The 26,513-nt window shown below is 34.2% G+C and carries 28 protein-coding genes; all 28 read right to left on the bottom strand.

What is annotated here, in order from left to right; translation table 11 throughout:
- Window positions 1-82 precede the first annotated feature (82 nt).
- The 28 genes from divIC to CM54_RS11830 all read right to left on the bottom strand — a co-directional run bounded on the left by divIC (window position 83) and on the right by CM54_RS11830 (window position 26,324).
- The gene (divIC, locus tag CM54_RS11965; protein WP_002436818.1) at window positions 83-484 is read right to left on the bottom strand and encodes a cell division protein DivIC; all 402 of its coding nucleotides are present in this window, start codon (window positions 482-484) and stop codon (window positions 83-85) included.
- A gap of 23 nt (window positions 485-507) precedes the next feature.
- The gene (locus CM54_RS11960) at window positions 508-771 is read right to left on the bottom strand and encodes an RNA-binding S4 domain-containing protein (protein ID WP_002436795.1); all 264 of its coding nucleotides are present in this window, start codon (window positions 769-771) and stop codon (window positions 508-510) included.
- Complete coding sequence (locus CM54_RS11955) at window positions 768-1,961, bottom strand: MazG nucleotide pyrophosphohydrolase domain-containing protein (protein ID WP_037551454.1); 1,194 nt, start codon at window positions 1,959-1,961, stop codon at window positions 768-770. Before CM54_RS11955 ends, CM54_RS11960 begins: the two co-directional genes overlap by 4 nt.
- Window positions 1,958-3,499, bottom strand: coding sequence for a polysaccharide biosynthesis protein (locus CM54_RS11950; RefSeq protein WP_037551452.1), 1,542 nt, complete (start codon window positions 3,497-3,499; stop codon window positions 1,958-1,960). Before CM54_RS11950 ends, CM54_RS11955 begins: the two co-directional genes overlap by 4 nt.
- On the bottom strand, window positions 3,489-6,998 hold the full coding sequence (gene mfd, locus CM54_RS11945) for a transcription-repair coupling factor (RefSeq protein ID WP_037551450.1): 3,510 nt from the start codon (window positions 6,996-6,998) through the stop codon (window positions 3,489-3,491). Before mfd ends, CM54_RS11950 begins: the two co-directional genes overlap by 11 nt.
- A complete protein-coding gene (pth, locus tag CM54_RS11940; protein ID WP_002452459.1) occupies window positions 6,995-7,567 on the bottom strand; it encodes an aminoacyl-tRNA hydrolase in 573 nt (190 codons plus the stop codon). Before pth ends, mfd begins: the two co-directional genes overlap by 4 nt.
- A gap of 262 nt (window positions 7,568-7,829) precedes the next feature.
- On the bottom strand, window positions 7,830-8,489 hold the full coding sequence (locus tag CM54_RS11935; protein ID WP_002436828.1) for a 50S ribosomal protein L25/general stress protein Ctc: 660 nt from the start codon (window positions 8,487-8,489) through the stop codon (window positions 7,830-7,832).
- A gap of 173 nt (window positions 8,490-8,662) precedes the next feature.
- Window positions 8,663-9,628: a ribose-phosphate diphosphokinase gene (locus CM54_RS11930; protein ID WP_002436814.1), complete on the bottom strand. Its 966-nt coding sequence runs from the start codon at window positions 9,626-9,628 to the stop codon at window positions 8,663-8,665.
- 142 nt (window positions 9,629-9,770) lie between these two features.
- The gene (gene glmU, locus CM54_RS11925) at window positions 9,771-11,126 is read right to left on the bottom strand and encodes a bifunctional UDP-N-acetylglucosamine diphosphorylase/glucosamine-1-phosphate N-acetyltransferase GlmU (RefSeq protein ID WP_037551446.1); all 1,356 of its coding nucleotides are present in this window, start codon (window positions 11,124-11,126) and stop codon (window positions 9,771-9,773) included.
- 224 nt (window positions 11,127-11,350) lie between these two features.
- Window positions 11,351-11,659 (bottom strand): septation regulator SpoVG, encoded by a 309-nt coding sequence (gene spoVG, locus CM54_RS11920; RefSeq protein WP_001832195.1) that lies wholly within the window; start codon window positions 11,657-11,659, stop codon window positions 11,351-11,353.
- Between the two features lie 68 nt (window positions 11,660-11,727).
- Complete coding sequence (locus CM54_RS11915; protein ID WP_037551443.1) at window positions 11,728-12,105, bottom strand: RidA family protein; 378 nt, start codon at window positions 12,103-12,105, stop codon at window positions 11,728-11,730.
- A 20-nt stretch (window positions 12,106-12,125) separates the two neighbouring features.
- Window positions 12,126-12,950 (bottom strand): pur operon repressor, encoded by an 825-nt coding sequence (gene purR / locus CM54_RS11910; protein WP_002436794.1) that lies wholly within the window; start codon window positions 12,948-12,950, stop codon window positions 12,126-12,128.
- A 14-nt stretch (window positions 12,951-12,964) separates the two neighbouring features.
- Entirely contained in the window at window positions 12,965-13,813 is an 849-nt protein-coding gene (ispE, locus tag CM54_RS11905; protein WP_002436768.1) for a 4-(cytidine 5'-diphospho)-2-C-methyl-D-erythritol kinase, read from the bottom strand.
- 317 nt (window positions 13,814-14,130) lie between these two features.
- Window positions 14,131-14,394: a biofilm formation stimulator Veg gene (gene veg / locus CM54_RS11900; RefSeq protein WP_001832193.1), complete on the bottom strand. Its 264-nt coding sequence runs from the start codon at window positions 14,392-14,394 to the stop codon at window positions 14,131-14,133.
- Window positions 14,395-14,493: 99 nt separating this feature from the next.
- Window positions 14,494-15,384, bottom strand: coding sequence for a 16S rRNA (adenine(1518)-N(6)/adenine(1519)-N(6))-dimethyltransferase RsmA (rsmA, locus tag CM54_RS11895; protein ID WP_002436766.1), 891 nt, complete (start codon window positions 15,382-15,384; stop codon window positions 14,494-14,496).
- Window positions 15,385-15,936, bottom strand: a complete 552-nt coding sequence (gene rnmV / locus CM54_RS11890; protein ID WP_002452453.1) for a ribonuclease M5 — start codon at window positions 15,934-15,936, stop codon at window positions 15,385-15,387.
- Window positions 15,937-16,138: 202 nt separating this feature from the next.
- A complete protein-coding gene (locus tag CM54_RS11885) occupies window positions 16,139-16,909 on the bottom strand; it encodes a TatD family hydrolase (RefSeq protein WP_030061108.1) in 771 nt (256 codons plus the stop codon).
- 27 nt (window positions 16,910-16,936) lie between these two features.
- Complete coding sequence (gene metG / locus CM54_RS11880) at window positions 16,937-18,907, bottom strand: methionine--tRNA ligase (RefSeq protein WP_037551437.1); 1,971 nt, start codon at window positions 18,905-18,907, stop codon at window positions 16,937-16,939.
- A gap of 214 nt (window positions 18,908-19,121) precedes the next feature.
- Window positions 19,122-19,961, bottom strand: a complete 840-nt coding sequence (rsmI, locus tag CM54_RS11875; RefSeq protein WP_023350812.1) for a 16S rRNA (cytidine(1402)-2'-O)-methyltransferase — start codon at window positions 19,959-19,961, stop codon at window positions 19,122-19,124.
- Between the two features lies 1 nt (window position 19,962).
- On the bottom strand, window positions 19,963-20,211 hold the full coding sequence (locus tag CM54_RS11870) for a GIY-YIG nuclease family protein (RefSeq protein ID WP_002436834.1): 249 nt from the start codon (window positions 20,209-20,211) through the stop codon (window positions 19,963-19,965).
- Window positions 20,204-20,929 carry a tRNA1(Val) (adenine(37)-N6)-methyltransferase gene (locus CM54_RS11865; protein ID WP_030061104.1) on the bottom strand — a complete coding sequence of 242 codons (726 nt, stop codon included), beginning with the start codon at window positions 20,927-20,929 and terminating at the stop codon, window positions 20,204-20,206. Before CM54_RS11865 ends, CM54_RS11870 begins: the two co-directional genes overlap by 8 nt.
- 96 nt (window positions 20,930-21,025) lie before the next feature.
- Window positions 21,026-21,373, bottom strand: coding sequence for a DNA replication initiation control protein YabA (gene yabA / locus CM54_RS11860; protein ID WP_037551435.1), 348 nt, complete (start codon window positions 21,371-21,373; stop codon window positions 21,026-21,028).
- 16 nt (window positions 21,374-21,389) lie between these two features.
- Window positions 21,390-22,193: a PSP1 domain-containing protein gene (locus CM54_RS11855; RefSeq protein WP_002452448.1), complete on the bottom strand. Its 804-nt coding sequence runs from the start codon at window positions 22,191-22,193 to the stop codon at window positions 21,390-21,392.
- A gap of 1 nt (window position 22,194) precedes the next feature.
- Window positions 22,195-23,121 (bottom strand): DNA polymerase III subunit, encoded by a 927-nt coding sequence (locus CM54_RS11850; RefSeq protein ID WP_002436832.1) that lies wholly within the window; start codon window positions 23,119-23,121, stop codon window positions 22,195-22,197.
- A gap of 327 nt (window positions 23,122-23,448) precedes the next feature.
- Entirely contained in the window at window positions 23,449-23,778 is a 330-nt protein-coding gene (locus tag CM54_RS11845) for a cyclic-di-AMP receptor (protein ID WP_002452447.1), read from the bottom strand.
- A gap of 27 nt (window positions 23,779-23,805) precedes the next feature.
- A complete protein-coding gene (gene tmk / locus CM54_RS11840; protein ID WP_002436838.1) occupies window positions 23,806-24,423 on the bottom strand; it encodes a dTMP kinase in 618 nt (205 codons plus the stop codon).
- 1 nt (window position 24,424) lies between these two features.
- Window positions 24,425-25,759 carry an aminotransferase class I/II-fold pyridoxal phosphate-dependent enzyme gene (locus tag CM54_RS11835; protein WP_037551422.1) on the bottom strand — a complete coding sequence of 445 codons (1,335 nt, stop codon included), beginning with the start codon at window positions 25,757-25,759 and terminating at the stop codon, window positions 24,425-24,427.
- 37 nt (window positions 25,760-25,796) lie between these two features.
- Complete coding sequence (locus CM54_RS11830; RefSeq protein WP_002436836.1) at window positions 25,797-26,324, bottom strand: GNAT family N-acetyltransferase; 528 nt, start codon at window positions 26,322-26,324, stop codon at window positions 25,797-25,799.
- Window positions 26,325-26,513: the final 189 nt, after the last annotated feature.

The raw sequence follows: 26,513 nt of genomic DNA, 5'->3' as shown, positions 1-26,513 counted from the left end.
CTCCTGGTTAGATTCGATTTTATCCTTATTATATTCCTGTTCGCGTAATTTAACAATGCTATAATCAGATTATTTTATTGCTCTAATTATCGTCATCGTCGGATGATTTAGATTTAGAGGATTTATTATCACCTGGTAATCTAAAAATAACTTCGCCTTTATTACTTAAATAATAATCATCTCTAGCAACTTTTTCGATGTAATCTTTATCGTTAAGGTTGTTTAATTTTTCTTTTAATGCAATTTCCTCATCTTGTTGCTTTTGAAATTGTGCTTCTTTGTGTTTTCGTTCCACCGCATCTTGATCGTTACTATGTCTTTGAATGACAAGCAATACTAATAAAATCAGTATAATTGCCAAAAGTATACCGCCAAAAACGGTAATTCTTCTTCGAACAACACGCATCTTCATTTTTTGACGTTGCTTTTTCTTATTTTCTTGCGATGTATACTGATTACCTATATTCTCCACTTTTTTGCTCATTGCTTGTCACCTCCCTATACATCTCACGCTTCATCAATGCGTTCTTCTTTTATCAACTCATACATGCCTTTTGCATTTTCTTTTGTAGCATGTTCATTTAAACCTGTAACTTTAACAGTTACTAGTTTTTGTCCGAAGCGTATGACGAGTTCATCGTTTTCTTTAACGTCCGTCCCCGCCTTCGCTACGTTTCCGTTAACAGTAACACGACCTTGATCACTAATTTCTTTAGCTAACGTACGACGTTTAACGAGTCGTGATACTTTTAAATATTTATCTAATCTCATGATTGATTATTCTCCCCTTGTTGTAAAAAGTTTCTGAGAGCATCTTCGTCAAAGTGTTTATTTTTGGTTTCATCATACAACTTCAAGAAATGGTCTGCAAATACTTTCTCGAATTTGACGCGAGGTTTCTTTCCTTCTTTATCTTTCGCTGCTGACCAAATATCTTTTAAGTCGTCCATAGAGTCAGCTTGTGCCTCTCCAAATATATGTGGGTGTCGACGTATCATTTTAGCATTGAGGCTTTCAATCACTTCTTTAATATCCATATAGCCATCTTTTTTACCAATGCTTGTATGCAGTAATACTTGCAATAAGATGTCGCCAAGCTCTTCTATCATATGCCAATCATCTTTATTGTCAATAGCTTCAAACAACTCAAATGTTTCCTCTAATAAATATCGTTTAAGCGTTTCATGAGTTTGAACTTTATCCCACGGACAACCTTTCTCGTCATCTACAAGAACATCTATAGTTTGTACGGCATAATCAAAGTCTTGATATAGTGCTTTCTCATCTTCTACTTTTGGCACAAAGATACTAGTAAGATTATTAAATTCATTTTCATGGTGATCAATTTCATAAAGTGGACATTCAATTACATGTGAACCTCCACTATGTGCACCAGTAACAATTTTCACTTCAAAATCATCTGGGTAACGTTCCATTAAAACTAACTTTAAGTCAGCAGCCACCATTGCACTGTAGACTTGAGTAATCAATGTATGTGTGCGTACATTAAGCATTGATTCTTGAATCGCAGTACCATCTAATAGCGTAAATCCATCATTAGGATCTAAATCAACCGCTTCAAAAATGTCGTCAATAAAGCTTTTACCACCTAAAATTTCTACCTGAATATCATTATGTGATTGACTATATTCTAATAATTGGGCAGTAGTCGTTTCAGCTACACGAGGATGTCCTGGCACAGCATACACGATATCTTCAGTTTGCGCGTGTTGAATTAATTCATTCACTATCGTTTGATAGACCTCTTCAAAACTCGAGTTGTTTTCATATATATGATCGAAACTTTCGAATTGAAGCGTTTCTTTAAGCTCTTCTATGACAGGATGATCTAGCGTTCTCGCATAAATTTTGGTTTTATTTTCCAGAAAACGATATACCCCTAGTGGCAAATCATCGATATTATAATTACCTAAACCTACAACTGTAATCGTGTGAGTCATGAACGTCGTCCTTTCTTAAAATGATAGAGTTTATCTCCAAAAGGTAAATATTTGAGTTCTTTATAGCTTAATACATTAAACATTACAACATATATGAGTAAAACACCAACACCAATGAAGGCACTCATAACTAATTCAATAAGTCCCATTACACGTCCATGGGCAGGGATGATGAGCATGATGATTTGCACACTTATACTCATCACCACTAAACCGCCTATGAGTTTAATGATAAATAACGACATACGTCTAAAATGATAGTGTTTCAGTACTGCCACTTGTAGCACAGTTACAAATAAAATTAATGAAAGTACGGTACTTAAACTCGCACCAAAGATACTTAGCTGACTGATACACATAATATTCAAAATAGCTTTTGAGAGTATTCCAAGTACGATACCCACTAAAATAGGTCTAATGCGATTCAATACTTGTAATAATGCTATATTCATCATAATAAGTGAAACACAAACGACTGTAATCATGTAAATACTGAGTGTTCCCGTTAGACTATCGTTCTTAAAGAAGACACGATTCATGAGTGGCAAGAGATTAATTAAGCCAAATCCTGCTGCAGAACTTATCAATACCGTAATTTTAATTGAAGCATTCGCATATCGGTTCATCAGAACTTGATTGCGTTGATGAATAGCTTCAGTCAATAAAGGTATAAGTACGAAACTAAATGTTGTGGTAACAATTAACCCCATTTGAATAAAGGATGCCCCTCTATCATAAATACCTTTATATCGAATAGCTGTATCGAATGACAGACCACTCACTTGAAGCGTGTGTATAACAGTGAAGCTATCAACCACCTGCCATAAAATGACAATTAATTGGCTTAATGCATAGATGAGTATCGACATGAAGAGCTGACGCCAATCAACATGAGCGGTATTGTGCTTTAATTTTAAGGAAAATGGACGCGTCAGCACTAGATATAGCATGGAACCTAAAAATCCAATAGAAGATGCTAAAATCGCGAGTGTACCAGCCTGATAAATAGACCAACTGTGTAAAGAAAATAAAACAATCGCTACGATGATTAAACTTACTCGAATCAACTGTTCTATTACCTGGGAAATAGCTGGAATATTCATAGCTTGTTTTGTCTGATAAAAACCGCGTAAGACACCTAGTATGCCAATAAGTACAAAACTAAAACTTGCCATTCTTAACATAGGTGTCAGTCTTGAATCGCCCATCCATAGCGCTAAAGGATACGCACCAATGAATATGATTGTAAATATGGCCAAGCCAACATACTGTAATCTCAACATGACCTTCGAGTATGATGCAATTGGACTATGCACACCTAATACTTGAGTGACTGCACTAGGTATTGCGTTCATAGATAGAATCATTCCTAAAGCGACAATAGGATAAATTTGTTGATAAGCATACAGACCCTGATCGCCCAAAACATTTTGGTAAGGTACGCGATAAATAGCGCTTAAGATTTTAACAATGACAAGCGCTAGCGTCAGTATCACAACACCATTGAATGCCGTTTTAGGCTTAGGCTTATGCTTCATCTTCAATCGCCATACTTTCTTCAATACATTTAACTAAGAATTTCAAACTATCTAGCCATTGCTTAGATTTAGTTAAAGTAACGCGCATCGCATTTTCTTGTACGCCTACTTTCATCGCTCTACCTAGAGGTTGCGTCTGTTTAAACAATTCTTCACCATTAATATTTTCGGTAGCTTTATTAGAGAGTGAAATTTCAACTGTTTTACCTTTATCTTTAATTAAAGTAATACCAGCATGTAAAGCGTGTACTTTGATTTCAACGATGTCTAAGAGACGTTCTACTTCGACAGGATAATCATTAAATCTATCGATTAATTCATCTTTCACATCAAATAATTGATCTTCTGTCTCAACCTTACGCAGCTTTTTATATATTTCAATTTTAGCTTGTTCATTTTGAATATATTCAGCCGGTAAGTACGCATCAAGGTTAAGTTCAACTTCCACTTCTGGTGCATCTGGCGTCTCTTCTTTAATACCACGTTTCTCATTAACGGCTTCTTCAAGCATTTGTGAATATAGGTCGAAACCGACAGAATCAATAAAGCCGTGTTGTTGTTTACCAAGTAAGTTACCCGCGCCACGAATATTAAGATCTCGCATAGCAATTTTAAATCCTGAACCTAATTCAGTAAATTCTTTAATTGCTTGTAAACGTTCTTCAGCAGTTTCATTTAGAACTTTATTCGCCGGATGTAAGAAATAAGCATAACCTATACGACTCGAACGTCCTACACGACCTCTTAATTGATACAGCTGACTAAGACCAAACCGGTCCGCTTCTTCGATAATCAATGTATTCGCGTTAGGTACATCTACGCCTGTTTCTATAATCGTTGTGGTCACGAGGATATCGTATTCATGGTTAATAAAGCTAAGCATTGTTTCCTCTAAATCACGTTCTGTCATTTGTCCATGTGCAACAGCAATATTAGCTTCTGGCATTAACATTTGAAGCTGTTCACGCTTTTCATAAATTGATTGAACTTTGTTATAAAGATAGAATACTTGGCCGTCACGAGATAACTCACGTTCTAATGCTTCTTTAATAAAATTCGTATTCTGCTCTAATACATAGGTTTGCACTGGGAAACGATTCTCAGGTGGTGTTTCAATTACGGATAAATCACGAACACCTAACATACTCATATGCAACGTTCTTGGAATTGGGGTTGCAGTTAATGTAAGCACGTCAACGTTCTTCTTAAGTGTTTTAATACGCTCTTTATGGCGCACACCAAAGCGTTGTTCTTCATCGACTATGAGTAAGCCTAAATCCTTATATTGAATATCTTTACCAAGTAGTTTGTGTGTTCCTACTGCAATATCAACGTAGCCAGATTTTAAGCCTTCTTTAGTTTCACGAACCTCTTTCGTCGTACGGAAACGACTGACAAGTTGAATTTCTACAGGATAATCTTGCATACGTTCAATTAACGTTTCATAGTGCTGTTGCGCCAAAATTGTGGTTGGTACTAGGAATGCGACTTGCTTCCCTTCCATAACCGCTTTAAATGCAGCACGTACAGCTACTTCAGTCTTACCATAACCTACGTCGCCACATAATAAGCGATCCATAGGTCTTTCACGTTCCATATCACCTTTTATTTCTTCGATTGATTTACCTTGGTCTGGCGTTAATTCATAAGGGAAATCATGCTCAAAGGCTGATTGTTCTGCGGTGTCTTCCCCGTATTGGTAACCCACAGACATCTCTCGCTCTTTATACAGATCAATCAGTTCATCAGCAATATCTTCAACGCTTTGTTGAACTTTAGCTTTCGTTTTTTTCCATTCTGTACCGCCTAATTTATTCAGTCTTGGCGATTTATCCTCTGAAGCAACATACTTCTGAACTTGATCCATTTGATCCACTGGTACGAATAATTGATCTGTTCCTTTGTATTGTAATTTAATATAATCTCGATGTGTATCGCCTACTTCAAGTGTTTCAACACCTAAATAACGACCCACACCATGATGCACGTGAACAATGTAGTCGCCAACATTCAAGTCTTGATAAGACTTGATCTTTTCAGCGTTGGATATCGTTTTAGTGCGTTTTCGCTGTTTCTTTTGCTTAGTCTTGAAAAGTTCTCTCTCCGTAATGACCACTAATTGCATGTATGGTAGTTCAAAGCCTTCTGACAAACTACCTTCCGTTACGATAGCTTGTCCGCTATCTACCTTTTCATGGATATGAGAAACAGTAGGGATGTGCATTTCATTCAACATAGACTGAATACGCTCTACTTTAGTTTCGGTCTCCACAAGCACCATGATGGTATAGTCATTATGAACATATCTTTGAAATTCAGAGCGCATGATATCGTATTGACCGTAAAATTGTTGAACAGGTTTACATGAGAATTTAATGATATGTTGCAATGGTACTTGCATTGAAGATGTAAATAACGTGAAGTATGCAACTGGTTTCTTCTCAAGTAAAGTTTCAAACCCATCATATTTCATGAAACTTTGACCGATGAATCCATTTCCACTCTCAATTAAATTACTAATAAAATCGTCAACTTCAGTTGTTAACGTTTCTTCCGTCTCTTTGACACGATTAAATTCATCTACAGCGATAACCGCATCATCTCTAAAGTAATCTATAATAGTAGAGGGTTGTTCATACATAAATGCGACTAAGCGACGTAGTAATTGATGATCAAAGAAAGTAGACTCAAATAATTTAAAACTTTCATACGTCTCTTTTAAATCATTGCGTACAGATTTTTCAATTTTAGGACGTGTGTGTTCATATGCTTCTTTCAAATGTGTTTGTAGATGCTGAATAACCTCATCAGTGATGATATAGTCGCTTGCAGTAGTAATATCTACCTCATCTAAGTTCTCATTAGAACGTTGTGTTTCAACATCGAAATCTCTAATGGAGTCGACTTCTGTATCAAATAACTCAATTCTTACCGGCGATCCTATCAATGGATATATATCGATAATGCCCCCACGTAGTGAGAATTCACCAATATGAGATACTACACTTTCTCGACGATATCCCATATTAACTAGTTTGTTAAGAAACGCCTCGACATCAATGTCTTCGCCTACTTTCAATGTCATTTGATGATTTTTCCACATATCGACTGGAGTTAGCCATTTCTTAAAGCCATTTAAAGGCACGATAAATAACCCTCGTTGGCCTTGGGCTAACGCCGTCAATGTTCGTACACGTTCACTCATCAACTGAGGACTTTGTGTAGAAAACTCTTCAGTCATAATATCTTGAACGGGATATTTATAAACTTCTGAGCCATCAACATATTGTAATAAATCTGTTTCAATTTTATCTGCTTGATACAAATTGTTAGTTACAAGTAGCAATTGTTTCTGATCTTTTAAATATTTCTCAGCAATAATCGTTGCTTTAGCAGAAGGGGAGAGACCTGTAACTAATATATTCTCCTGTCCAAAAACGTCGTCTAATTCCTGAAAACGCTTATCTTCACTAATATAATCAGTAATTATTGATTTCAATTGACTTCACCATTATATTCATTCATTACATGATCAAATCTTGATGATTCTATGAAAGCTTCGACAGCTCTAGCAGCATGTTCAATCACTTTGTCCATAGTTACCATTTCTTCTTTAGAAAAGCGTTGTAATACGTAGTCAGGAACTGACATACCATTCGTTGGTCTCCCTACTCCAATTCGAATACGTTTAAATTGATCAGTACCAAGCATTTTAATTATAGATTTCATTCCATTGTGTCCACCCGCGCTCCCCTTTTGACGCAGACGCACTTGTCCCTGCTCTAAATCTAAATCATCATACAAAACGATTAAATCTTCAGGTTCAACATTATAATAATTCATTAACGGTGCTACCGCTTCGCCTGAAAGATTCATCATTGTCATTGGTTCTATAAATAATACTTTGTCCCCATTTAAACGTTCAATCGTGTAAGCACCTTTAAACTTTTGTTTATCGAGTGTAAATTGATTACGTTCTAATATATAATCGATAACTTCAAAACCAATATTATGTCTTGTAAGTTCGAAACGTTTACCTATGTTGCCGAGACCGACAATACACTTCATCTTATGTTACCTCCGTCATTATTCTTAATTTATCTATCAGCCGTATCAATTTGGACCGGTTTTATTTTTATTGAAAATGAAGGGACGAAATCATACACGTTATCGTCATAACATCCGTCCATATCTTCATATCACTTCAAATAATTAATCATTCCCTATAATAACACAAAAAGCACCATGCTTATTAGTATAAGCACAGTGCTTGTATGTCATTAATCATCTAAAGCCATCATATGAATGATAGTTAGAAAGCAAAAAGAAATTACTCTTCTTCTTTGTTTTCTTCTTCAGATTCTTTGTCGTCACCAACAACTTCAGGTTCTTCAGTAGCTGATTCACCTTCCATAGCTTCCACTTCTTCTTCAGAAGGTTCGTCTGTTGGAGGAACGACTGTTACGATTGAATCCTCTGGGTCATTTTCGATAGTGAAGTCACCAGTAATCTTAACATCAGCAACAGAGAAGCTGTCGTTGATTTGTAATTCAGAGATATCCACTTCGATTGATTCAGGGATATTTTCTGGAGTAGCTGAAACTTCTAAGTCGAATAATGGTTGTTCAACTACGCCACCTTCTTTAGCGCCTACAGCTTCACCAACTAAGTGAACTGGTACTTCTACAGTACGTTCTTCACTCATGTTGATTGCTAAGAAGTCGATATGAGTAATTTGGTTTTTTAATGGGTCAAATTGATAATCTGAAACCATTACTTTAATTGTTTTAGAACCTACGCCTAAATCAATAACACCATTACGTCCTACTTCACGGATTACTTTGATGAATTCAACTTCATCAACTTTAACTGAAGTATTTTTAGTACCATAACCGTATACAACTGCAGGTACTTTACCTGAGTTTCTTAATTGTTTAAGGTCAGAACGAGTTTGTTTACCTTGACGGATGATTGACTTTAATGAAGCCATTCAAATTTCCACCTTTCAAATTTTGCAGTATTAACAATCTATCGACTGTTCTCATCTGCTCCTCACTTGCCCATCAACTCTATAGTTGCTTGCAAGTGTTTATTTGTCCGTAAATTCACGAACGAATGTATTATACACGTTGTTAGTTAATTCGTCAAACGCATTTGTAACCTTTAGTCAAATAATACACTTACAGATTCTCGTTCATAAACACGGATAATCGCTTTACCGATTAATCCTGCTACAGAAAGTTCTTTAGTATTAGATGGTTTTCTGCTGTCCTCTAATTGAATAGAATTTGAAACGATCAATTCTTTAATTGCAGAGTTTTCAATACGTTCTTTAGCTGGACCTGATAATACAGGGTGCGTACAACAAGCATAAACTTCTTTAGCACCTTTATCTTTAAGTGCTTGCGCGGCTAATGTAATTGTTCCAGCAGTATCGATAATATCATCAATAATAATTGCTGTGCGTCCTTCAATCTCACCAACAATATTCATGACTTCTGCTACATTTGGTTTTGGACGACGTTTATCGATAATTGCAATTGGAGTTTTTAAAATGTCTGCTAATTTACGTGCGCGTGTTACACCACCATGGTCTGGTGAAACAACAACACATTCTTCTGGATTGATATTAGGGTCATTTTCAAAATGTTGAGCAAGGATAGGTACACCCATTAAGTGGTCGATTGGAATATCGAAGAATCCTTGAATTTGAGGTGCATGTAAATCAAGAGCAATCATACGATTGGCACCTGCTGTTTCAATAAGATTTGCAACTAATTTAGCTGTAATCGGTTCACGGCTTCGCGCTTTTCTATCTTGACGTGCATAACCATAGTAAGGAACTACGATGTTAATATTAGCTGCCGAAGCACGTTTACATGCGTCAATCATAATAAGTAACTCCATTAAATGAAGGTTTACAGGATATGAAGTTGGTTGAATAATAAATACATCACAACCACGGATACTTTCTTCGATGTTAATTTGAATTTCTCCGTCACTAAAACGTTTTACTGAACATTTCCCTAGTTCAATCCCTACATGATCTGCTACTTCTTGTGCTAAAGGTTCGTTACCTTTGAGCGAAAAGATCTTTAATGATGAATTCTTATATTCATTATTTAACATTTATAGTCCTCCAATTATTTACTTACACTGTTTATTATATAGAAAATAGAACTTTTTTACTATGTTACAAGTTAAATCAAAATAATTTCTATTGCTAATTCATTTCCACTTTAATCTAACAACATGTTGCTCTTTTAATTAACTATTTTTTCAAATAGCCTTCTTTATTCACTTGTCTAGCGCGCGCGATGGCTAAGCTATCTTCAGGTATATCATCTGTAATTGTTGAACCAGCTGCAATAAGGGTGTGATCATTTACTGTTACAGGGGCTATGAGGTTAGTATTACAACCAATAAACGCATCGTTACCTACAATCGTTTTAAATTTATTTACCCCATCGTAATTAACAGTTATAGAACCACAGCCAATGTTTGTTCTTTCACCAATTTCAGCATCACCAATATAGCTAAGATGTGAAACTTTTGCGCCATCTTTGAGATCTGACTTCTTAACTTCAACAAAGTTGCCAACTTTTACATCTGCGCCAAGATTTGAGCCTGGTCTTAACTGAGCAAATGGCCCAACTTTTGTTTTTTCTCCTACAACTGAATTGTTAATGACAGATTGTTTGATGTTAGCATTCGAACGAATTGTACTATTATTAATTTCAGAATATTGACCAACTAATACGTCTTCACCGATAATCGTACGGCCACCAATACGTACACCTGGTTCTATTGTTGTGTCAGCACCTATTTCTACATCAGGACCAATAAATGTTGAATCTGGGTCAATAATAGTTACGCCATTTCTCATATGGTAATGATTAATACGTTTTTGTAGAGCTTTTTCAGCCTGACTTAACATAACTCTATCGTTGACACCCATGATTTCGTCAAAATCATCTGTATGGTACACTTCTGCCTTACCACCATCGTCTAAAATAAGCGATAAAACATCAGGTAAATAATATTCACCTTGAACGTTATCATTTTTGACTTGTGCTAATTTGTCAAATAGCTCTTTATTATCAAAAGCAAAAATACCAGAACTAATTTCCTTAATCGCACGTTCGTTTTCATTTGCGTCTTTTTCTTCAACAATTCGTTCTAATTGATGGTTGGAATCTCTTACAATTCGACCATATCCGTGTGGTTGTTGAGTTGATGCAGATAATACAGTTACTTGTGCTTCTGTACTCTCGTGTTGGTTGATAAGTGATTCTAACGTCTTAGATGTGATTAACGGCGTATCACCACACACAACTAAAGTTGTCCCCTCTTTATCTTCCAAATGTTCATATGCCATCTTTACAGCATGTGCTGTTCCAAGTTGTTCCTCTTGAAAACTGTATAATGATTGATCGCCTAAAGTTTCTTTGACACTTTCTGCGCCGTGTCCAACGATAGTTACAATTTGATTAACTCCAGATTGTTTAACATTGTTGAGAACATGTTCAATCATTGACTTGCCAGCAACTTCATGAAGCACTTTATATTTTTTAGATTTCATTCTTGTGCCTTTACCTGCTGCCAAAATAATCGCATGTCTTTGCATGAATGCTAACCCTCCATTAAAATTTACACTTCATAATTATTATAATTTAACAACTAATAGACTTTCAACTTTTAAAAGTTTTTGTTAACTAATCGTTAATTTTTTATAAACAACTTAAATTATGTAAATATCGGGCGACAATGAGTTGTTGTCATAAAAAATGGTCAACGCTCCGACATTTGAAACGTTGACCATTTTTTATACTTTAATTTTATATTTTTTAATTAAGCTTCGTCTGATTCTTCATTATCTGAAGTCGCATTTTTATCCGGAATGACTTCATCAGTTTCATCATATACTTTCATTACAGCATCTTGAATTTCTTGACGCATATCAGAGTTGATTGGATGCGCAATGTCGCGGAATTCACCATCTGGTGTACGTTTACTTGGCATAGCAACGAATAAACCTGAGTTTCCTTCAATTACACGTAAGTCATGGATTACAAATGCTTCATCAAGTGTAATGGAAACAAGAGCTTTCATTCTGCCATCAGTTTGTATTTTTCTAAGTCTTACATCTGTCACTTTCATGTAGTGAGCCCCCCTAGTATATCTTTATATTAATTAGAAGCTTGACAATATTTTTTAAAAGAAAATTATTATTCCTTAACTTTACCTATCAATTCAATTTCCACCTTCACGTCTTTAGGTAAACGTGCTACCTCAACACAGCTACGTGCAGGTTGGTATTTGCCGAAATAATCTCCATAGATTTCATTAATTTTTTGGAAATTATTCATATCAGAAATAAAAATTGTTGCTTTCACAACTGAATCTAAATCAGAACCAGCTTCTTGAAGTACTACAGTTAAATTTTCTAAAACTTGCTTCGTTTGTTCTTGTACATCATTGCTAACGACATTTCCATCAAGTGTTAATGGAATTTGACCTGATGTAAAGACTAAGTCATTAACTACTGTAGCATGTGAATATGGTCCTAATGCTTCTGGTGCTTTGTTTGTGTTTACTGTTTTCATGTTGTATAAATGCTCCTTTTCTAAGAAAATTTAGACAAGCTGTTGCCTGGCTCTACTTTAAATTCCTGATTATATTCATCGACATCTGATAATCTGACTAAGGAAGTATAATCTTCAATCAATCTTTGTTTAACTTCTTTTGATTCTACAAGTACTGATACCCCTTTTACGTGAGCTTTAAACTCGTTCATTAAATTCATAACTCCATTTATAGAGCCTCCAGCTCTCATAAAATCGTCTACTACGAGGACATTGGAATTCTCAGCTAAAGTACGTTTTGATAACACCATAGTTTCTATCTTTCTTGATGATCCAGAAACATAGTTAATGGAAACAGTAGAACCTTCAGTTACCTTATTGTCTTTTCTAATAACCACTACAGGTAAATTTAATACGTTTGCTACTGCATTAGCAAGCGATATACCTTTAGTGGCAATTGTCACGACAGCATCTAGTTGCTCTTCCATATAAATACTTGCAATCAACTTGCCTACTTTATTCAATAAAGTAGGGTTGCCAACTAAATCTGATAAGAATAAATAGCCTCCAGGCAACAATCGTTCTTTTTCTTGTAAATGCGTAATGACTTCGTTAACAACCTCAGTCGCTTCAGCCTTACTCATCATTGGTTTATAAGTCACACCACCACTTGCACCAGCAGTTGTAATAACCGTACCCAACTGTTCTTTTTGAAAAGTGTTTTTAATGATTTGAACATCTTCACTTATAGAAGATTTCGCTTGTTTAAATTTTTTAACGAAAAAAGTGAGGGGTATTAATTTATTCGGATGATTCATAAGGTATTGAGTCATAAACACAATACGTTCGCTTCTTTTATATCTCATTTTTTCAAACCCTTCTATCCTAATAATCTTACTAAATATACTTCGTTGCAACATCCGTTAACTGAATTATAAATGTTTTTAGCTTGTCGCTCTTTTTGAGCTAAACCATATACCGTTGGACCACTCCCGCTCATTAATGCACCATCAGCACCGCATTGTAACATGTTATCTTTCAGCTTTTTTATTTCTGGATGCATTGATATCGAAATAGGCTCTAAACGGTTAGATAAGCTCTCACATAATTGATAGTAATTGTTTGTCTTTAAAGCCTGTTTGCACATATCGTTATTTACAACATGCTTTTCGTTTAAGTTTAGTGCTTTAAATACATCTGGAGAGGATATTCCTAAATCTGGTTTAGCCAAAACTACCCATGCAGAAGGTGGTTTATCTAAAAATGTCACACATTCACCTCGACCAGTACATACTGCAGTCTTATTATAAATACAAAACGGGATATCCGTCCCAATTTGTATACCTAGTGCCGATAATTCATCTAATGATTTACCTAACTCAAACAAACGATTCATACCTCTCATCGTTGCTGCCGCATCCGCAGAACCACCAGCTAATCCAGCCGAAACTGGTATATCTTTATCAATAGTAATTGTAACGCCCTCTTTAATATTATACGTATCAACCATCAATTGCGCCGCTCTATATGCAAGGTTCTTGTGATCATTAGGCACATAATTATGTTCAATATCTACAACAATCTTTTTATCTTTGCGTTTTTGAAAAGATAATCGATCGTTTAAATCAATCGTAGTCATAATCATTTCTATTTCATGATAACCATCATCTCTTTTGAAAAGGGTATCGAGCGTAAAATTTATTTTGGCAGGTGCCGTTTCATATATCATTTTTCCGCCCTCTCTTCGAATTATTAATAAGATGATTTTAACATAAAGGTCTTAAATATTTGATAGATTACCTTCAATTTTTCGTAAAATCTTAATGAAATACATTTTAAAAAGTAATAATATACGTTTTTTGATTTTTTAAAATATAAATTTTTATATGAGCCGTATTTGAAAAGTCCTGAGTAACTATGACTCAAACTTTACGAGGACCTTATACCAAAAAAAGAGTATTGAACTTTTCGCCCAATACTCACCTTAATAAATATAATATAAAACTGTGAAGTTTAGAGTAATCAATCACTCTTATGTGTTTATAATTAGTGTGCAACTGCTTCTTGATGATTATCTTCTTCAAATGAAACTTGTACGTTCTCTGTAAGCACATCAGTGTATGTATAAGATACGCGTTCAAAGTTGTGTTTATCTTGATCTAACTCGACAATGAATACTGAAGGATATGTTTCTTTTAAAACACCTGAGCGTTCAATTGTCTTTTTGCGTCCACCATTGGCTTTAAGTACAATACGATTTCCTAAATGACAATCAATAGAATTTTTGATGTCCAAAATTGATTTTGGCATATTGCCCCACCTCGCTACAAGTTACATAATACCATATTCAGAGCGTTTTCGTCAAATAAAATTTAAATTTTATCAAGGTAAATGACCTTTGTCAACATATTAATTTTCTAATTCTGGGAATTTTTTCTTTTCCTCATATAAATTAGCAAAATCTTGTATTGTAAGCGTTTCACCACGTCGTTTTGGATCAATTTCTGCACTTTCCAACCAATTTAATATTGACGCTTTATGCTTTTTACCATCTTTAAAAAAGTTTTGGTAGTTATTATTAATTGTTTTACGTCGTTGTGCAAATGCAGCTTTAGCTAATTTAAAAAACGCTTCTTCATTATCAACTTGTACTAAAGGTTCTTCACGTTGCATCAGTTTTACTACAATAGAATCAACATTTGGAGGTGGCATAAACACCGATTTAGGCACTGTCAGAACTTTACTTGTCTCTGTATAATATTGAGCAACTATTGAAAGTGAACCATATGCTTTAGTACCTACAGTTGCATTAAGACGTTCACCAACTTCTTTTTGCATCATTACCACATAGCCATCTATAGGTATATCTTGTTGCATTAAATTTAATAATATAGGCGTAGTAATATAATAAGGTAAATTTGCCACAACCATGATTTTTTCACAATCACTTAGGTGTGTATGAACTGCTTTACTAATATTTGCTTTTAATATATCTTCATTAATAATTGTCACATTATCATATGGAGCAAGAGTATCCTCAAGAACTGGAATTAATCTTTGGTCTATTTCAAAAGACATCACTTTTTTAGCATTTTTAGCAAGCTGTTCAGTCAATGATCCCATACCAGGACCAACTTCAATTACGCCCGTAGTATCATCTATTTGACTCGCATCAATAATTTTATTAATTATATTTACATCAACTAAGAAGTTTTGGCCCAAACTTTTTTTAAAGTTAAAACCGTATTGGTCTAATAAAGCTCGCGTACGAGATGGTGTAGCTATATCTTTATGTTCCATTTATTTCTCCCTTCTTTCATCATCAAGTAATGCCTCTCTTACATCCTGTTCTGTATAACCAAATGCGTTAAGTTTTTTTAGCAATTGTTTGCCATTTGAGTGACCAATATGTAGTTTTTGTCCTAATATCTCTCTACGACGTCTTGCATCCTTACCAATAATAAGCCCTAAATCAATAAGTACACTCTTATCAATAGTTTCTTCTGCTTCTTCTAATGGAGAGCTCACATGCATTAAAGCTTCACGAATATCTTTAACGTTTGCATGCTCAATGCCAATTTTACCTCTTTTGTTTTTAGCTTTTTCTCTATCTAAGTAAGCATGTTTCACACCTGGTACATAATCACGTATTGTATGCCGAATTTTATCACCTGGGAAATCAGGGTCAGTCAGTACAATAACACCTCTAGTTTCTTGAGCGTGACGTATAACATTTAGTGTATCCTGATTGATTGCACTACCATTCGTTTCAATTGTATCGCATTCTACAGCAGTTTTAACACGTTCAGTATCATCCCTACCTTCTACAACGATAAATTCATTAATCTTCATATTTATACCTTCCAAGTCTATGACATTTAACTTTATTTTATATAAATAATTCTAATTATTAAAACATGAGCTACTTGAATCTTTAATATTACTATACCGGCACTCTTAAATTTATAAAAAATGAGAAAGATGTCTCATACTTTTAAAAGTGTGATGATATTCATCCTTTCAAAGTCGGACACCTTTCCCACTATAATTATTATTAGTTCAATTTAAATAAACGTTCTGCATTTTCAGTCGTTTGTCGACAAACTTCCTCATAGGACATATCTCGTAAATCAGCAATTTGTTGTGCAACTAAAGTCACACGTTCTGGTTCATTTCGTTTACCTCTATAAGGATGTGGAGATAAATATGGTGCATCAGTTTCACATAACAAACGATCCATAGGTACATGTTGTGCCACTTCTTTAGGCTGTTTGGCATTTTTGAAAGTAACTGGACCACCAAGAGAAACATAGAAATTCAACTTGTTTATGACAACATCCGCAATTTCGGGCGAAGCGCTAAAACTGTGCATGATGCCACCGACTTCTTCGGCATGTTCCTCCATTAAAATGTCAACACAGTCTTGAGTTGCTTCACGATTGTGAATAATTATAGGTAATTTCACACGTTTAGCTAGGGCAATTTGCTTTCTAAATACTTCTTTTTGAACATCAGCAGGAGATTTATCCCAATGATAGTCTAAGCCCATTTCTCCGATACCAATAATCTTAGGATGCTTAGACAGGCTTTCAATCCACTCTAATCGTTCGTCTGTACAATCTATAGCATCGACAGGATGCCAACCGATAATTCCATAAATAAATTCATATTTATCTATGAGTTCCATAGTGCGTTCTATAGTAGGTGTATCAAATCCTACTACGAACATTCTATCTACGCCTGCTTCTTGCGCGCGAGATATCACTTCATTTAAATCTTCATCATATTGTTCATCATTTAAATGTACATGTGTATCGATTAACATCATTATCTCTCCTATCTTTAAACAGTATTATTTAATGACTGCACCGTTTGGAATTGCACTTGGTAAGCTTACTAATGTCAGTACCCCATCTTTCTCTGCTGATAAAATCATACCTTCAGATTTTTGTCCCATTAATTTAGCAGGTTTTAAATTGGTAACTACAGCAACTTTTTTACCAATAATATCTTCAGGTTTATAGAATTTTGCTATTCCAGATATGATTTGACGTTGTTCGTTGTCTAAATCAATTTGAATTTTCAATAATTTATCTGATTTTTTAACATTTTCAGCATCAGTAATTGTTGCAGCTTTAATTTCAACTTTATCAAAGTCTTTAATATCAATTTGTTCTTTACTTGGCACTTCCTCTTTTTCTTCAGATTTAGGTGGTTGCATAGATTCTTTAATATAAGCTATTTCCGCTTCCGTATCTAATCTTGGGAAAATAGGTGTTGGCTTTTCAGTAACTAAGATTGGTTCAGTAAGTGCACCGTAGCTTTCAAGACTTTCTAATTGCGATAATTTAGGGTCATTCATATTAAGTTGTTTGAAAACCTCTCTTGGTGCATGTGTTAAGAATGGTTGCAGTAAAACAGCTGCAAAACGAATGTTCTCAACTAGATGTGCCATTACATTACCAAGCATGTCACGTTGATCCTCATCTTTAGCTAATACCCATGGTTGAGTTTCATCAATATATTTATTCGTACGGCTAATAAATTTCCAAACCGTTGATAATGCTACAGAGAATTGTAAACTTTCCATATTTTCATTAAAGTTTTTAACTGTTTCAAGTGCCATCGCTTCCATATCTTCATCAAGTTCATGTTTAGGACCTTGATATGCTGGTAACTCACCTTGGAAATATTTATTTATCATTGAAATTGTACGATTAACCAAGTTACCTAGGTCATTCGCTAAATCATAATTCGTGCGTTCAACGAAAGCTTCTGGAGTGAATACTCCATCTGAACCAAACGGTAACTCACGCATTAAGTAATAACGCGTAGCATCTAGACCATAGCGATCAATTAATACATTAGGATCAACAACGTTACCTTTAGATTTACTCATTTTACCGTCTTTCATTAAAATCCAACCATGCGCGAAGACTTTCTTAGGTAGCGGTAAGTCTAAAGCCATTAATAATATCGGCCAAATAATAGAGTGGAAACGTACGATTTCCTTAGCCATTAAATGGATATCTGCAGGCCAATATTTATTGAAAAGTTCTTCATCATCTGATAAATAGCCTAAAGAAGAAATATAGTTTACAAGCGCATCAATCCAAACGTATACAACATGTTTAGGATTTGATGGTACACGAACTCCCCAGTCAAATGATGTACGAGATACAGCTAAATCTTCTAATCCAGGTTTGATAAAGTTATTAATCATTTCATTTTTTCTAGATGGAGGTTGGATGAAATCTGGATTTTCATCATAAAACTCTAATAAACGATCTGTATATTTATTAATATTAAAGAAATAACTTTCTTCTTTAACAAGTTCAACTTCATGTCCGGAATCTGGACTTTTCCCCCCTACAATTTCCCCATTTTCATAAACTGGGTCAACAAGTTGTGATTCTGTATAATAAGTTTCATCAGGAACTGAATACCAACCTTCGTATTCTCCTAAATAAATATCACCTTGTTTAAGTAGGCGTTCAAACACTTTTTCAACAACTTGCTTATGACGTTCTTCAGTTGTACGAATAAAATCATCATTTGAAATTTCGAGTTTATCCCATAAACTTTTAATTCCGGCAATCATTTCATCTAAATATTCTAATTCAGTTTTACCAGCTTTTTGAGCTTTTTCTTGAATTTTTTGGCCATGTTCATCTGTACCTGTTAAATAACGAACATCATACCCTTGCATTCTTTTATAGCGCGCAATAACGTCGCCTGCGACAGTAGAGTATGCATGACCGATGTGTAAGTTCCCACTTGGATAATAAATTGGGGTAGTTATATAAAATGTATCTTTAGCCATCACTGGTCCTCCTCATTAATTACATAATAAATGATATCTAAATTTATTTTTCTTTTCAATGAAGTAGCGCACTACTATGTATCAACTTTCACATTCTCTCATCATTTGAAAATGAATTGTCATCATCTTTACTACAATACCATAAAATCGGTGTTTTATGGTGGCTTTCACGTGAATTCATCACTAATAAAATACATGTAGAACTTAATAATTTTTATTCTACATCATGATATATATTGTATACTTCTCCAGTTTTCATTCCACGATCTAGCGCTACTGACTTAATTGCTTTCTTCGGTTTTAATTGATCTCTTTCAATATAATATTCAACATGTTCTTTAATACTTAATTCCTCAAACCATGAGTGATTGACTAAAGGACGTGCGCCTTCAATTAGAATCACAAATTCACCTTTTAGTGGAATGTCACCACTTTGAATCATTTCTAGCATGTGCTCAACTGGTAAAGTCATAAGTTGCTCAAATCTTTTAGTCAGTTCTCTGCCTATAGCTATTTTTCTCATATTATCAACTTTAGCTATTGCTTTAAGTGTGTCAGTAACACGATGTGGAGATTCATATAAAATCAAAGTACTATATTGATACATTCTCTCTTGCAATACATCTAATTTTTCTTTCTCTTTTCTAGGTAAAAAGCCTAAAAATGTATATGTAAAAGAAGGAAGACCACTTGCCATTAGTGCTGTTAAACCTGCATTAGGTCCAGGGATTGTTTCTACATTTATATTCTGGTTACGTGCTTCAACAACTAACTCATATCCTGGATCACTTATAAGCGGTAACCCCGCATCTGAAACTAAAGCTATATTTAAACCAGAAATGAGTTGCTCAATTAAATACTCTGTTTGTTGTTCTTTGTTATGTTCATGGTACGATTTTAAAGGTGTTTCAATCTCGTAATGGTTACATAACTTTCGTGTCACTCTAGTATCTTCACATGCAATCATATCTACATTTTTTAATGTGTCTACCGCACGAAACGTTATATCAGCTAGATTTCCTATAGGCGTTCCTACTAAAAATAAAGTTGCCATGTTACCCCTCCTCAATCATTTTTAATTTTTTCTTTCTAGAAAATGTTTTAATTTCATACTCTCTTTTTAACGCTTCAGATTTTGTCCCATACATTTCTTGATAAACTAACTCTACCGGACGTCTTATTTTAGTATATTTAGCACCTTTACCTTCATTATGTTTTGCAACACGCGCATTCACGTCTTTCGCATAACCAGTATACAAACTGCCATCCATACATTTAACTATATAAACAAAATGTCTATCCATAATATATGCCTTTCATTTCATCACTATATGTACCATCTTGATTGTAAATATAAAAAGGTTGCTGTATATCTAGCCCTTGTTTCCCACCTTTTCGTCCCTCAACTACAATCGTTTGTGCTGATTTATTAGCTTTACTGTATACAAAAGTGAGTTTCTTAGGTTCAATTTTACCATTTCTCATTTCAGTTAAGACATCCATAAGCCTATCCGCACGATGTACGACGATAAATCGTCCACCTTCCTTAAGCAAATGCCGTGCAGCTTTAACGCAATCAGTGAAATCACACATTACCTCATGACGTGCTATTTTATGCGCTTCTTTTTGATGTTGATTCAGTTGATTCACTTTAAAATAAGGTGGATTACATGTGACTAAAGTATATTGAGAAGGTTTGAAGGCGTCATATACATTGTTCAAATCCATCAGATACATTGTAAGTCTCTCATCTAAGCTATTGTGTACAAAACTGCGACGAGCCATTTCTACTAATTGGTCTTGGATTTCAATGGCTTCTATCTTTTGATTGCACTTTGCGGCTAATAGCAAAGGTATAACTCCGTTTCCAGAACATAAGTCCATGATTCGATCGTTCTTTCTAACTTCAGTCAAATGTCCTAATAACAGTGCATCTGTTGAAAAAGAAAACACATCATCATTTTGAATAATCTCATACCCCTCTTTAATTAAACAATCTAATCTCTCATTTTCTTTAAGCATACTTTTACTCCTAAAAAAAGGATGTCATTATAGCATGATTTTCTTTTCATACATATAATACACCCTTAAATTTAATCATATCGACCTTTCAAAACATTAATCACTTAATACATTTAAACACAGTAGGCAATCTTCTCCGTGTCTGTGTTTTCCAAACAATTCGCCTTTACATATATGAAATCCTTCTCGATATAACATAGCTAAATTATCTTTACTTGGAGAAGGCGTTTTAACGTGCTTTGAATGACTTCTTTCTTCATTGTTAAATTCTGACTGCTCGTCTTTCTCCATCAATCTTTTTAGATTATCATTTTCAACTTGCAACGCCACATTCTCTTCAACAAGTTCAACAGCTAAATCTTTGAGTTCAGTCATATCGTTCGTTAATTGTCCTACATTTCGTTCAAGTCGCATTAATCTCTCGAATAATTCATTTCTATTCAAAGGTCGCTAAACCTCCTTAGTTAAACGCTTCAATTTCTTCCATTTTGTACTCTAATGGTTGTTCAAGTCCTTCTATTTTTACTTGCATTGAAATATCTAAAATATTTAAACCTATAACTTTTCCACTTCCATCAGGAGTTTGAACTAACTCACCAACATCGGGCAACTGTGCTCTTGCTTCTTCGTAATAATCATTTTCATATTTCAAACAACACATTAACCGCCCACATGCTCCTGAAATTTTAGTTGGATTCAATGATAGGTTTTGATCCTTAGCCATTTTAATAGATACAGGTTCAAAGTCACCTAAAAATGTTGAACAACAAAGCGAACGACCGCATGGCCCAATACCGCCTAATAACTTCGCTTCATCTCTTACGCCAATTTGTCGTAATTCAATTCTTGTTTTTAAATTTTGTGCCAATACCTTAACTAATTTTCGAAAATCAATACGGTCATCAGCAGTAAAATTGAAAATAACCTTCGACTTATCTAGTGTGTATTCACAATTTACTAAACGCATATCCAAATTTTGTTCCTTTACCACTCTCTTACAAAGTTCTAAAGCCTGTTTTGCGTCGCGCTCATTATTATAATATTGTTCTTCATCTTCTTCATTGACTACTCGAATAATTTCCTTTAAAGGTAAAGTGACATCTTCATTAGCGACATCTTTCGGCGGGAATTTTACAATACCTATTTCAATGCCTCGTTTAGACTCAACGACCACCCAATCGCCAACGTTCACATTTAGTTGGTTAGGCGCATAATATTCCAATTTCCCTGCTTTTTGAAACTGAACACCTACAACATTTGGCATCTCATCTCACACCTCTTATTACTATTTGTTCAAATACGAGTGTTGGATTAACGTTTTGATTTAATTTCTTATGAGCTTCAGTCAGTTGGTCATACATCAGAGTCATTTGATTAAACGTTAAACTTTCCGCGTATTTTTTCATTTCCACACTCAAATCACTATATATAAAATGATTATCTATATTTACTTTTGCATGCATCATGTCTTCAAAAAAACCATTTACTGCTGCTAATGTTAACAATTGTAATTTGCGATTCTTAGCCTGTTTAAGCAAATCAATAATACCAATCATCGCCATTGGTTTATTAGATAAAATAAGTTCACACCAACGAATAACTGACTTTCTTAAAGCAGTTAAATCATATTCTTCATTCAATGCTATTGCTGTCTCAACTTGAGTTGTGTATGTACTTATCATTTCAGCAACAGGTTTAGTTAGTGATGCTTCAACCAATCGCTCAATAAACTGTTTTCTATCAATTGGCTTAAAATAAACATGTTGACACCTAGAATGTATCGTATCCAAGATTTGTTCTGGTTTAGTCGATAATAAAATCGCGATTGTATTCTCTGGTGGTTCTTCTAAAAATTTTAGTATACTATTTTCACCTTGAACAGTTAATTTTTCAAAATCTTCGATAATATACACTTTATAGCGTCCTTCAATCGGCAATTGATTCATATAGTGTACGAGTCTTTCTATTTGTTCTTTCTTAATCGTGTTCTCATCAGAAGAAACATACATAAAATCAGGATGATTAAATGTATCAACTTTCAGTTCGCACTGGCTATCCTCTGCACACAAAATCAACTTAGCAAAGTTAATAGCTACATGTTTCATAGTTTGAGCATCGTCACCCTCAAATAAATAAGCGTGTGATAACTTATTCGAATGATATGCATGAGCTAACTGTTGTTGTTCATCCATGATTGACGACTCCTTCTTAATTTCTTATATAAAAAAAGACTACTCAAAAATTAGCTTGAGATTGTAGACATCTTACTTCAATCAAATTTAACAATGCGAACAGTAATCCTTTACATTAATACATATAATAACGAATTTCAATGCTATAACTCAAAGGATAAACCATGTTTTGAATGAATATGACCTCAATCCTAAGCTACATTTCAAAGCAGCCCAACATTGTAATTAAAATAATTACTATTTCATAACTGAATTGATTCCAGTACAGTCGCTATTAATCAGCTCTTCAACTTACATACACTTGATTTAACGACCATTTATTTCTATTTAAAATTGGTGAAAGGCCTCGATTGGCATAACAAATACTGTTGCTCCACCTACTTCAACTTCAACTGGATATGGAATATATGAATCAGCACTACCACCCATTGGAGTAATTGGAGAAACAAGTTGTTCTCTATTACCACAAGTGTTATCAATAACCGTTAATAGTTCTTCAACACGTTCATCATTAACACCACATAAGAATGTAGTATTACCGGCTCTTAAAAATCCGCCTGTAGTAGCCAATTTAGTTGCTCTAAAATTATTTTTTACGAGTTGGTCTGAAAGTTCTTGACTATCTTGATCTTGGACGATCGCTATAATCATCTTCATTTTATAACACCTCTTATTAATATTATATCACATATTTTTTAAATATTTGATGATAGATTGGTAAGCTTCCTCAACAACATTTTCCAAATCCTGATCCGCATTTACTTTAACAAAACGTTCAGGATCGCTATCGATGACTCTCTGATAACCTTCAATCACTTTCTCATGAAACGCCTTATCTTCCTGATCTAAACGGTTTTGATTACGTTGATTTTTAAGGATACGTTGATGTCCTACTTCAGCACTTACATCTAAATAAATAGTTAAGTCAGGATACAATCCATTTATTGCAAATTCATTTAAAGTTTTCACTTCTTCAATACCTATACCCCTTGCATATCCTTGATAAGCTAAAGAACTATCAATATATCTATCACATAGTACAATTTTATCTTTTTTTAATGCCGGGATAACTTTTTCAACAAGGTGCTCACGTCTTGAGGCTGCAAACAACATCGCCTCAGTACGAATATCCATGTTATTTCCCTCTAATACAACTCTACGTATTTCTTCTCCTGTAGGAACTCCACCAGGTTCACGAGTTGTAATAACATCCATATCTGTAGCTAATTTTTGACTTACTTTCGATATTACAGAGGTTTTTCCTGCTCCTTCAGGCCCTTCAAACGTTATAAAAGCTGACATTTTATTCATCCTTAACTAAAAAATTTTGATCTTTCAAACCTTCAACTTTTATTCCGAGGTTTGAATAATGTTGTAATAATTTTATCATATGTGTCGTGATAACTTCTCCTCTAAACATTACTGGGATTCCAGGAGGATATGGCACAATATGCTGTGCTAAAACTTCACCTTCCGCTTGATGAATTGCTATCTCTTTTACTTTTGGAAAATGAACTGCCCTATACTCACTCGATGCTAGCATCAAATTCAATTTTTTAGGAGCATGTTCAGCTCGTTCAGGAATCTCCATTTCATTTATTGTTTTAATTAATAATTCAAACGGAAATACGTCATTTTCATGCCAAAGTGGTAATACTAGCAAAATTTGAAGCTCATCAACTAATTCAACAAAAATATTATGATCTTCGAACCAACGTTGTATATCATACCCTTCAAAACCATCATAACTAACGACTAATTTAACAGCATCGTCGGGTTCACCAATGTTGAATCCTTTCTTTTTTAATACTTTTATAAAATGTTTTCTCTTTTCAAAGAATAACTCACTTTTAAATTCATTATAGAATTCTTGAGCATATTCCAAACTAGACATAACTAAATATGAGGGACTTGAAGTTTGAAAATAAGATAAATACTCTATTACTTGTGAACGTAAAGGCGCATCTTTATGTATAAATAAAACTGAGCCCATGGTTAAAGCTGGTAACGTCTTATGATAAGACTGAACCACATAATCCGCACCATAATTCATAGACGAAATCGGAAAACCTTCGAGATCAAAATGTGCGCCATGCGCTTCATCTACTAATACTGGAATGCCATTATCATGTAATTTATTAATGAAATTTCCAATATTAAATGTTTCTCCGTAATAATTTGGATATGTACAAATACCTAGCTTATAATCCTCAATCACATCTTCTAGTATTGGTTCTACATATTGACATGTTAGGTTACTTTGATGCATAGCTGTAAAAGTAGCTTGTGCTTTTGCTAAGTCTAACCCATGGAAAACTGATTTATGAACATTTCTACTAATAAGATATCCTCCCTTTTTCTCTGAAAATGCCTGTATCACAGAGAGTATCCCTGAAGTAGTCCCATTAATAAGCAAAAATGCATCATAATCATCGTGTTTTTTAAAATGAGACATACTTTCTAAAATGATATCTTCTGGTTGATGCATATCATCAAGTCCCGTAATTTCTGTCATATCCATATTAATTTTTAGTTGATTTAAATTTCCTATAGTCATGTTCTTATGTCCTGGAACATGCATTGAAATAACTTTATTATCAATTAACTCTTCAAGTTTATTTGTTATAGGTTTTTCCATCTTATCCACTCTTTTCTATTCTCCCAATGCAACACTTCTACCTAATATGAGATAAATCATCATCATGTTGATTAACCCAATTTCTCTTTAATAATCCCATCACATAACAATCTCTATACTCTCCACGTGTATAGAAATGTTCCTTTAATGTACCTTCAATCTCGAAATTATTACTTTTATAAATGTGAACAGCTTTTTCATTTTTAATGTCTACATATAAATATACTTTATTCATATTTAATACTAAAAATGCATAATCAATTGCCATTTTGAAAGCTTTTTTAGCATAACCACGATTCGCAAATTGAGGATCTATAATAATTAAAACTTCACAAGTACGATGTATAAAATTGATTTCTAATAACTCTACTACACCGATAGATACCTCATCTTCTTCAATGATAAATCGTCGCTCAGATTCATCTAAAATATGCTTTTTATAAAGATTCTCCAATTCACTAAGTGATTGATAAGGTTCTTCAAACCAATATGACATAATTGAATATTCATTATTTAAATGATGTACGAAAGGTAAATCCGTTTCCTCTAAAGCTCTTATAATCATATTAATGCTCCTCAAAAATTTACTCATTTACTACTAGTGTATTAAAAAAGCATAAATTTCTCTAATACTTCACTAATACTAGAAAAATTTATGCTCGTTCTTTCTTTGAAATAATTGATCTTTACTCTTTTAAATCTCTTTATTTTCGCATAAAAAAAGAGACCTTGCGGTCTCGATTCGGCTCATCGT

The sequence above is a fragment of the Staphylococcus sp. TE8 genome (assembly GCF_000692055.1).
Classification (GTDB): Bacteria; Bacillota; Bacilli; order Staphylococcales; family Staphylococcaceae; genus Staphylococcus; species Staphylococcus capitis.
This window is presented reverse-complemented; position numbering and strand designations above follow the sequence as displayed.

What these genes read in the sequence shown, in the direction of transcription:
- CM54_RS11950 (WP_037551452.1), bottom strand. Translation starts at nt 3,499, where the DNA reads ATGAAGCATAAGCCTAAGCCTAAAACGGCATTCAATGGTGTTGTGATA.
- purR (WP_002436794.1), bottom strand. Translation starts at nt 12,950, where the DNA reads ATGAGATATAAAAGAAGCGAACGTATTGTGTTTATGACTCAATACCTT.
- CM54_RS11885 (WP_030061108.1), bottom strand. Translation starts at nt 16,909, where the DNA reads ATGTTAATCGATACACATGTACATTTAAATGATGAACAATATGATGAA.
- CM54_RS11955 (WP_037551454.1), bottom strand. Translation starts at nt 1,961, where the DNA reads ATGACTCACACGATTACAGTTGTAGGTTTAGGTAATTATAATATCGAT.
- rsmA (WP_002436766.1), bottom strand. Translation starts at nt 15,384, where the DNA reads ATGGAACATAAAGATATAGCTACACCATCTCGTACGCGAGCTTTATTA.
- tmk (WP_002436838.1), bottom strand. Translation starts at nt 24,423, where the DNA reads ATGTCAGCTTTTATAACGTTTGAAGGGCCTGAAGGAGCAGGAAAAACC.
- rsmI (WP_023350812.1), bottom strand. Translation starts at nt 19,961, where the DNA reads ATGGCAACTTTATTTTTAGTAGGAACGCCTATAGGAAATCTAGCTGAT.
- CM54_RS11835 (WP_037551422.1), bottom strand. Translation starts at nt 25,759, where the DNA reads ATGGAAAAACCTATAACAAATAAACTTGAAGAGTTAATTGATAATAAA.
- CM54_RS11865 (WP_030061104.1), bottom strand. Translation starts at nt 20,929, where the DNA reads ATGCTTAAAGAAAATGAGAGATTAGATTGTTTAATTAAAGAGGGGTAT.
- ispE (WP_002436768.1), bottom strand. Translation starts at nt 13,813, where the DNA reads ATGATATATGAAACGGCACCTGCCAAAATAAATTTTACGCTCGATACC.
- CM54_RS11855 (WP_002452448.1), bottom strand. Translation starts at nt 22,193, where the DNA reads ATGCCAAATGTTGTAGGTGTTCAGTTTCAAAAAGCAGGGAAATTGGAA.
- veg (WP_001832193.1), bottom strand. Translation starts at nt 14,394, where the DNA reads ATGCCAAAATCAATTTTGGACATCAAAAATTCTATTGATTGTCATTTA.
- CM54_RS11935 (WP_002436828.1), bottom strand. Translation starts at nt 8,489, where the DNA reads ATGGCTTCATTAAAGTCAATCATCCGTCAAGGTAAACAAACTCGTTCT.
- CM54_RS11915 (WP_037551443.1), bottom strand. Translation starts at nt 12,105, where the DNA reads ATGAAAACAGTAAACACAAACAAAGCACCAGAAGCATTAGGACCATAT.
- spoVG (WP_001832195.1), bottom strand. Translation starts at nt 11,659, where the DNA reads ATGAAAGTGACAGATGTAAGACTTAGAAAAATACAAACTGATGGCAGA.
- CM54_RS11930 (WP_002436814.1), bottom strand. Translation starts at nt 9,628, where the DNA reads ATGTTAAATAATGAATATAAGAATTCATCATTAAAGATCTTTTCGCTC.
- divIC (WP_002436818.1), bottom strand. Translation starts at nt 484, where the DNA reads ATGAGCAAAAAAGTGGAGAATATAGGTAATCAGTATACATCGCAAGAA.
- CM54_RS11850 (WP_002436832.1), bottom strand. Translation starts at nt 23,121, where the DNA reads ATGGATGAACAACAACAGTTAGCTCATGCATATCATTCGAATAAGTTA.
- rnmV (WP_002452453.1), bottom strand. Translation starts at nt 15,936, where the DNA reads ATGAAGATTAATGAATTTATCGTTGTAGAAGGTAGGGATGATACTGAA.
- metG (WP_037551437.1), bottom strand. Translation starts at nt 18,907, where the DNA reads ATGGCTAAAGATACATTTTATATAACTACCCCAATTTATTATCCAAGT.
- CM54_RS11960 (WP_002436795.1), bottom strand. Translation starts at nt 771, where the DNA reads ATGAGATTAGATAAATATTTAAAAGTATCACGACTCGTTAAACGTCGT.
- CM54_RS11845 (WP_002452447.1), bottom strand. Translation starts at nt 23,778, where the DNA reads ATGAAGATGATTATAGCGATCGTCCAAGATCAAGATAGTCAAGAACTT.
- CM54_RS11870 (WP_002436834.1), bottom strand. Translation starts at nt 20,211, where the DNA reads ATGGATAGACATTTTGTTTATATAGTTAAATGTATGGATGGCAGTTTG.
- pth (WP_002452459.1), bottom strand. Translation starts at nt 7,567, where the DNA reads ATGAAGTGTATTGTCGGTCTCGGCAACATAGGTAAACGTTTCGAACTT.
- glmU (WP_037551446.1), bottom strand. Translation starts at nt 11,126, where the DNA reads ATGCAAAGACATGCGATTATTTTGGCAGCAGGTAAAGGCACAAGAATG.
- CM54_RS11830 (WP_002436836.1), bottom strand. Translation starts at nt 26,324, where the DNA reads ATGATTATAAGAGCTTTAGAGGAAACGGATTTACCTTTCGTACATCAT.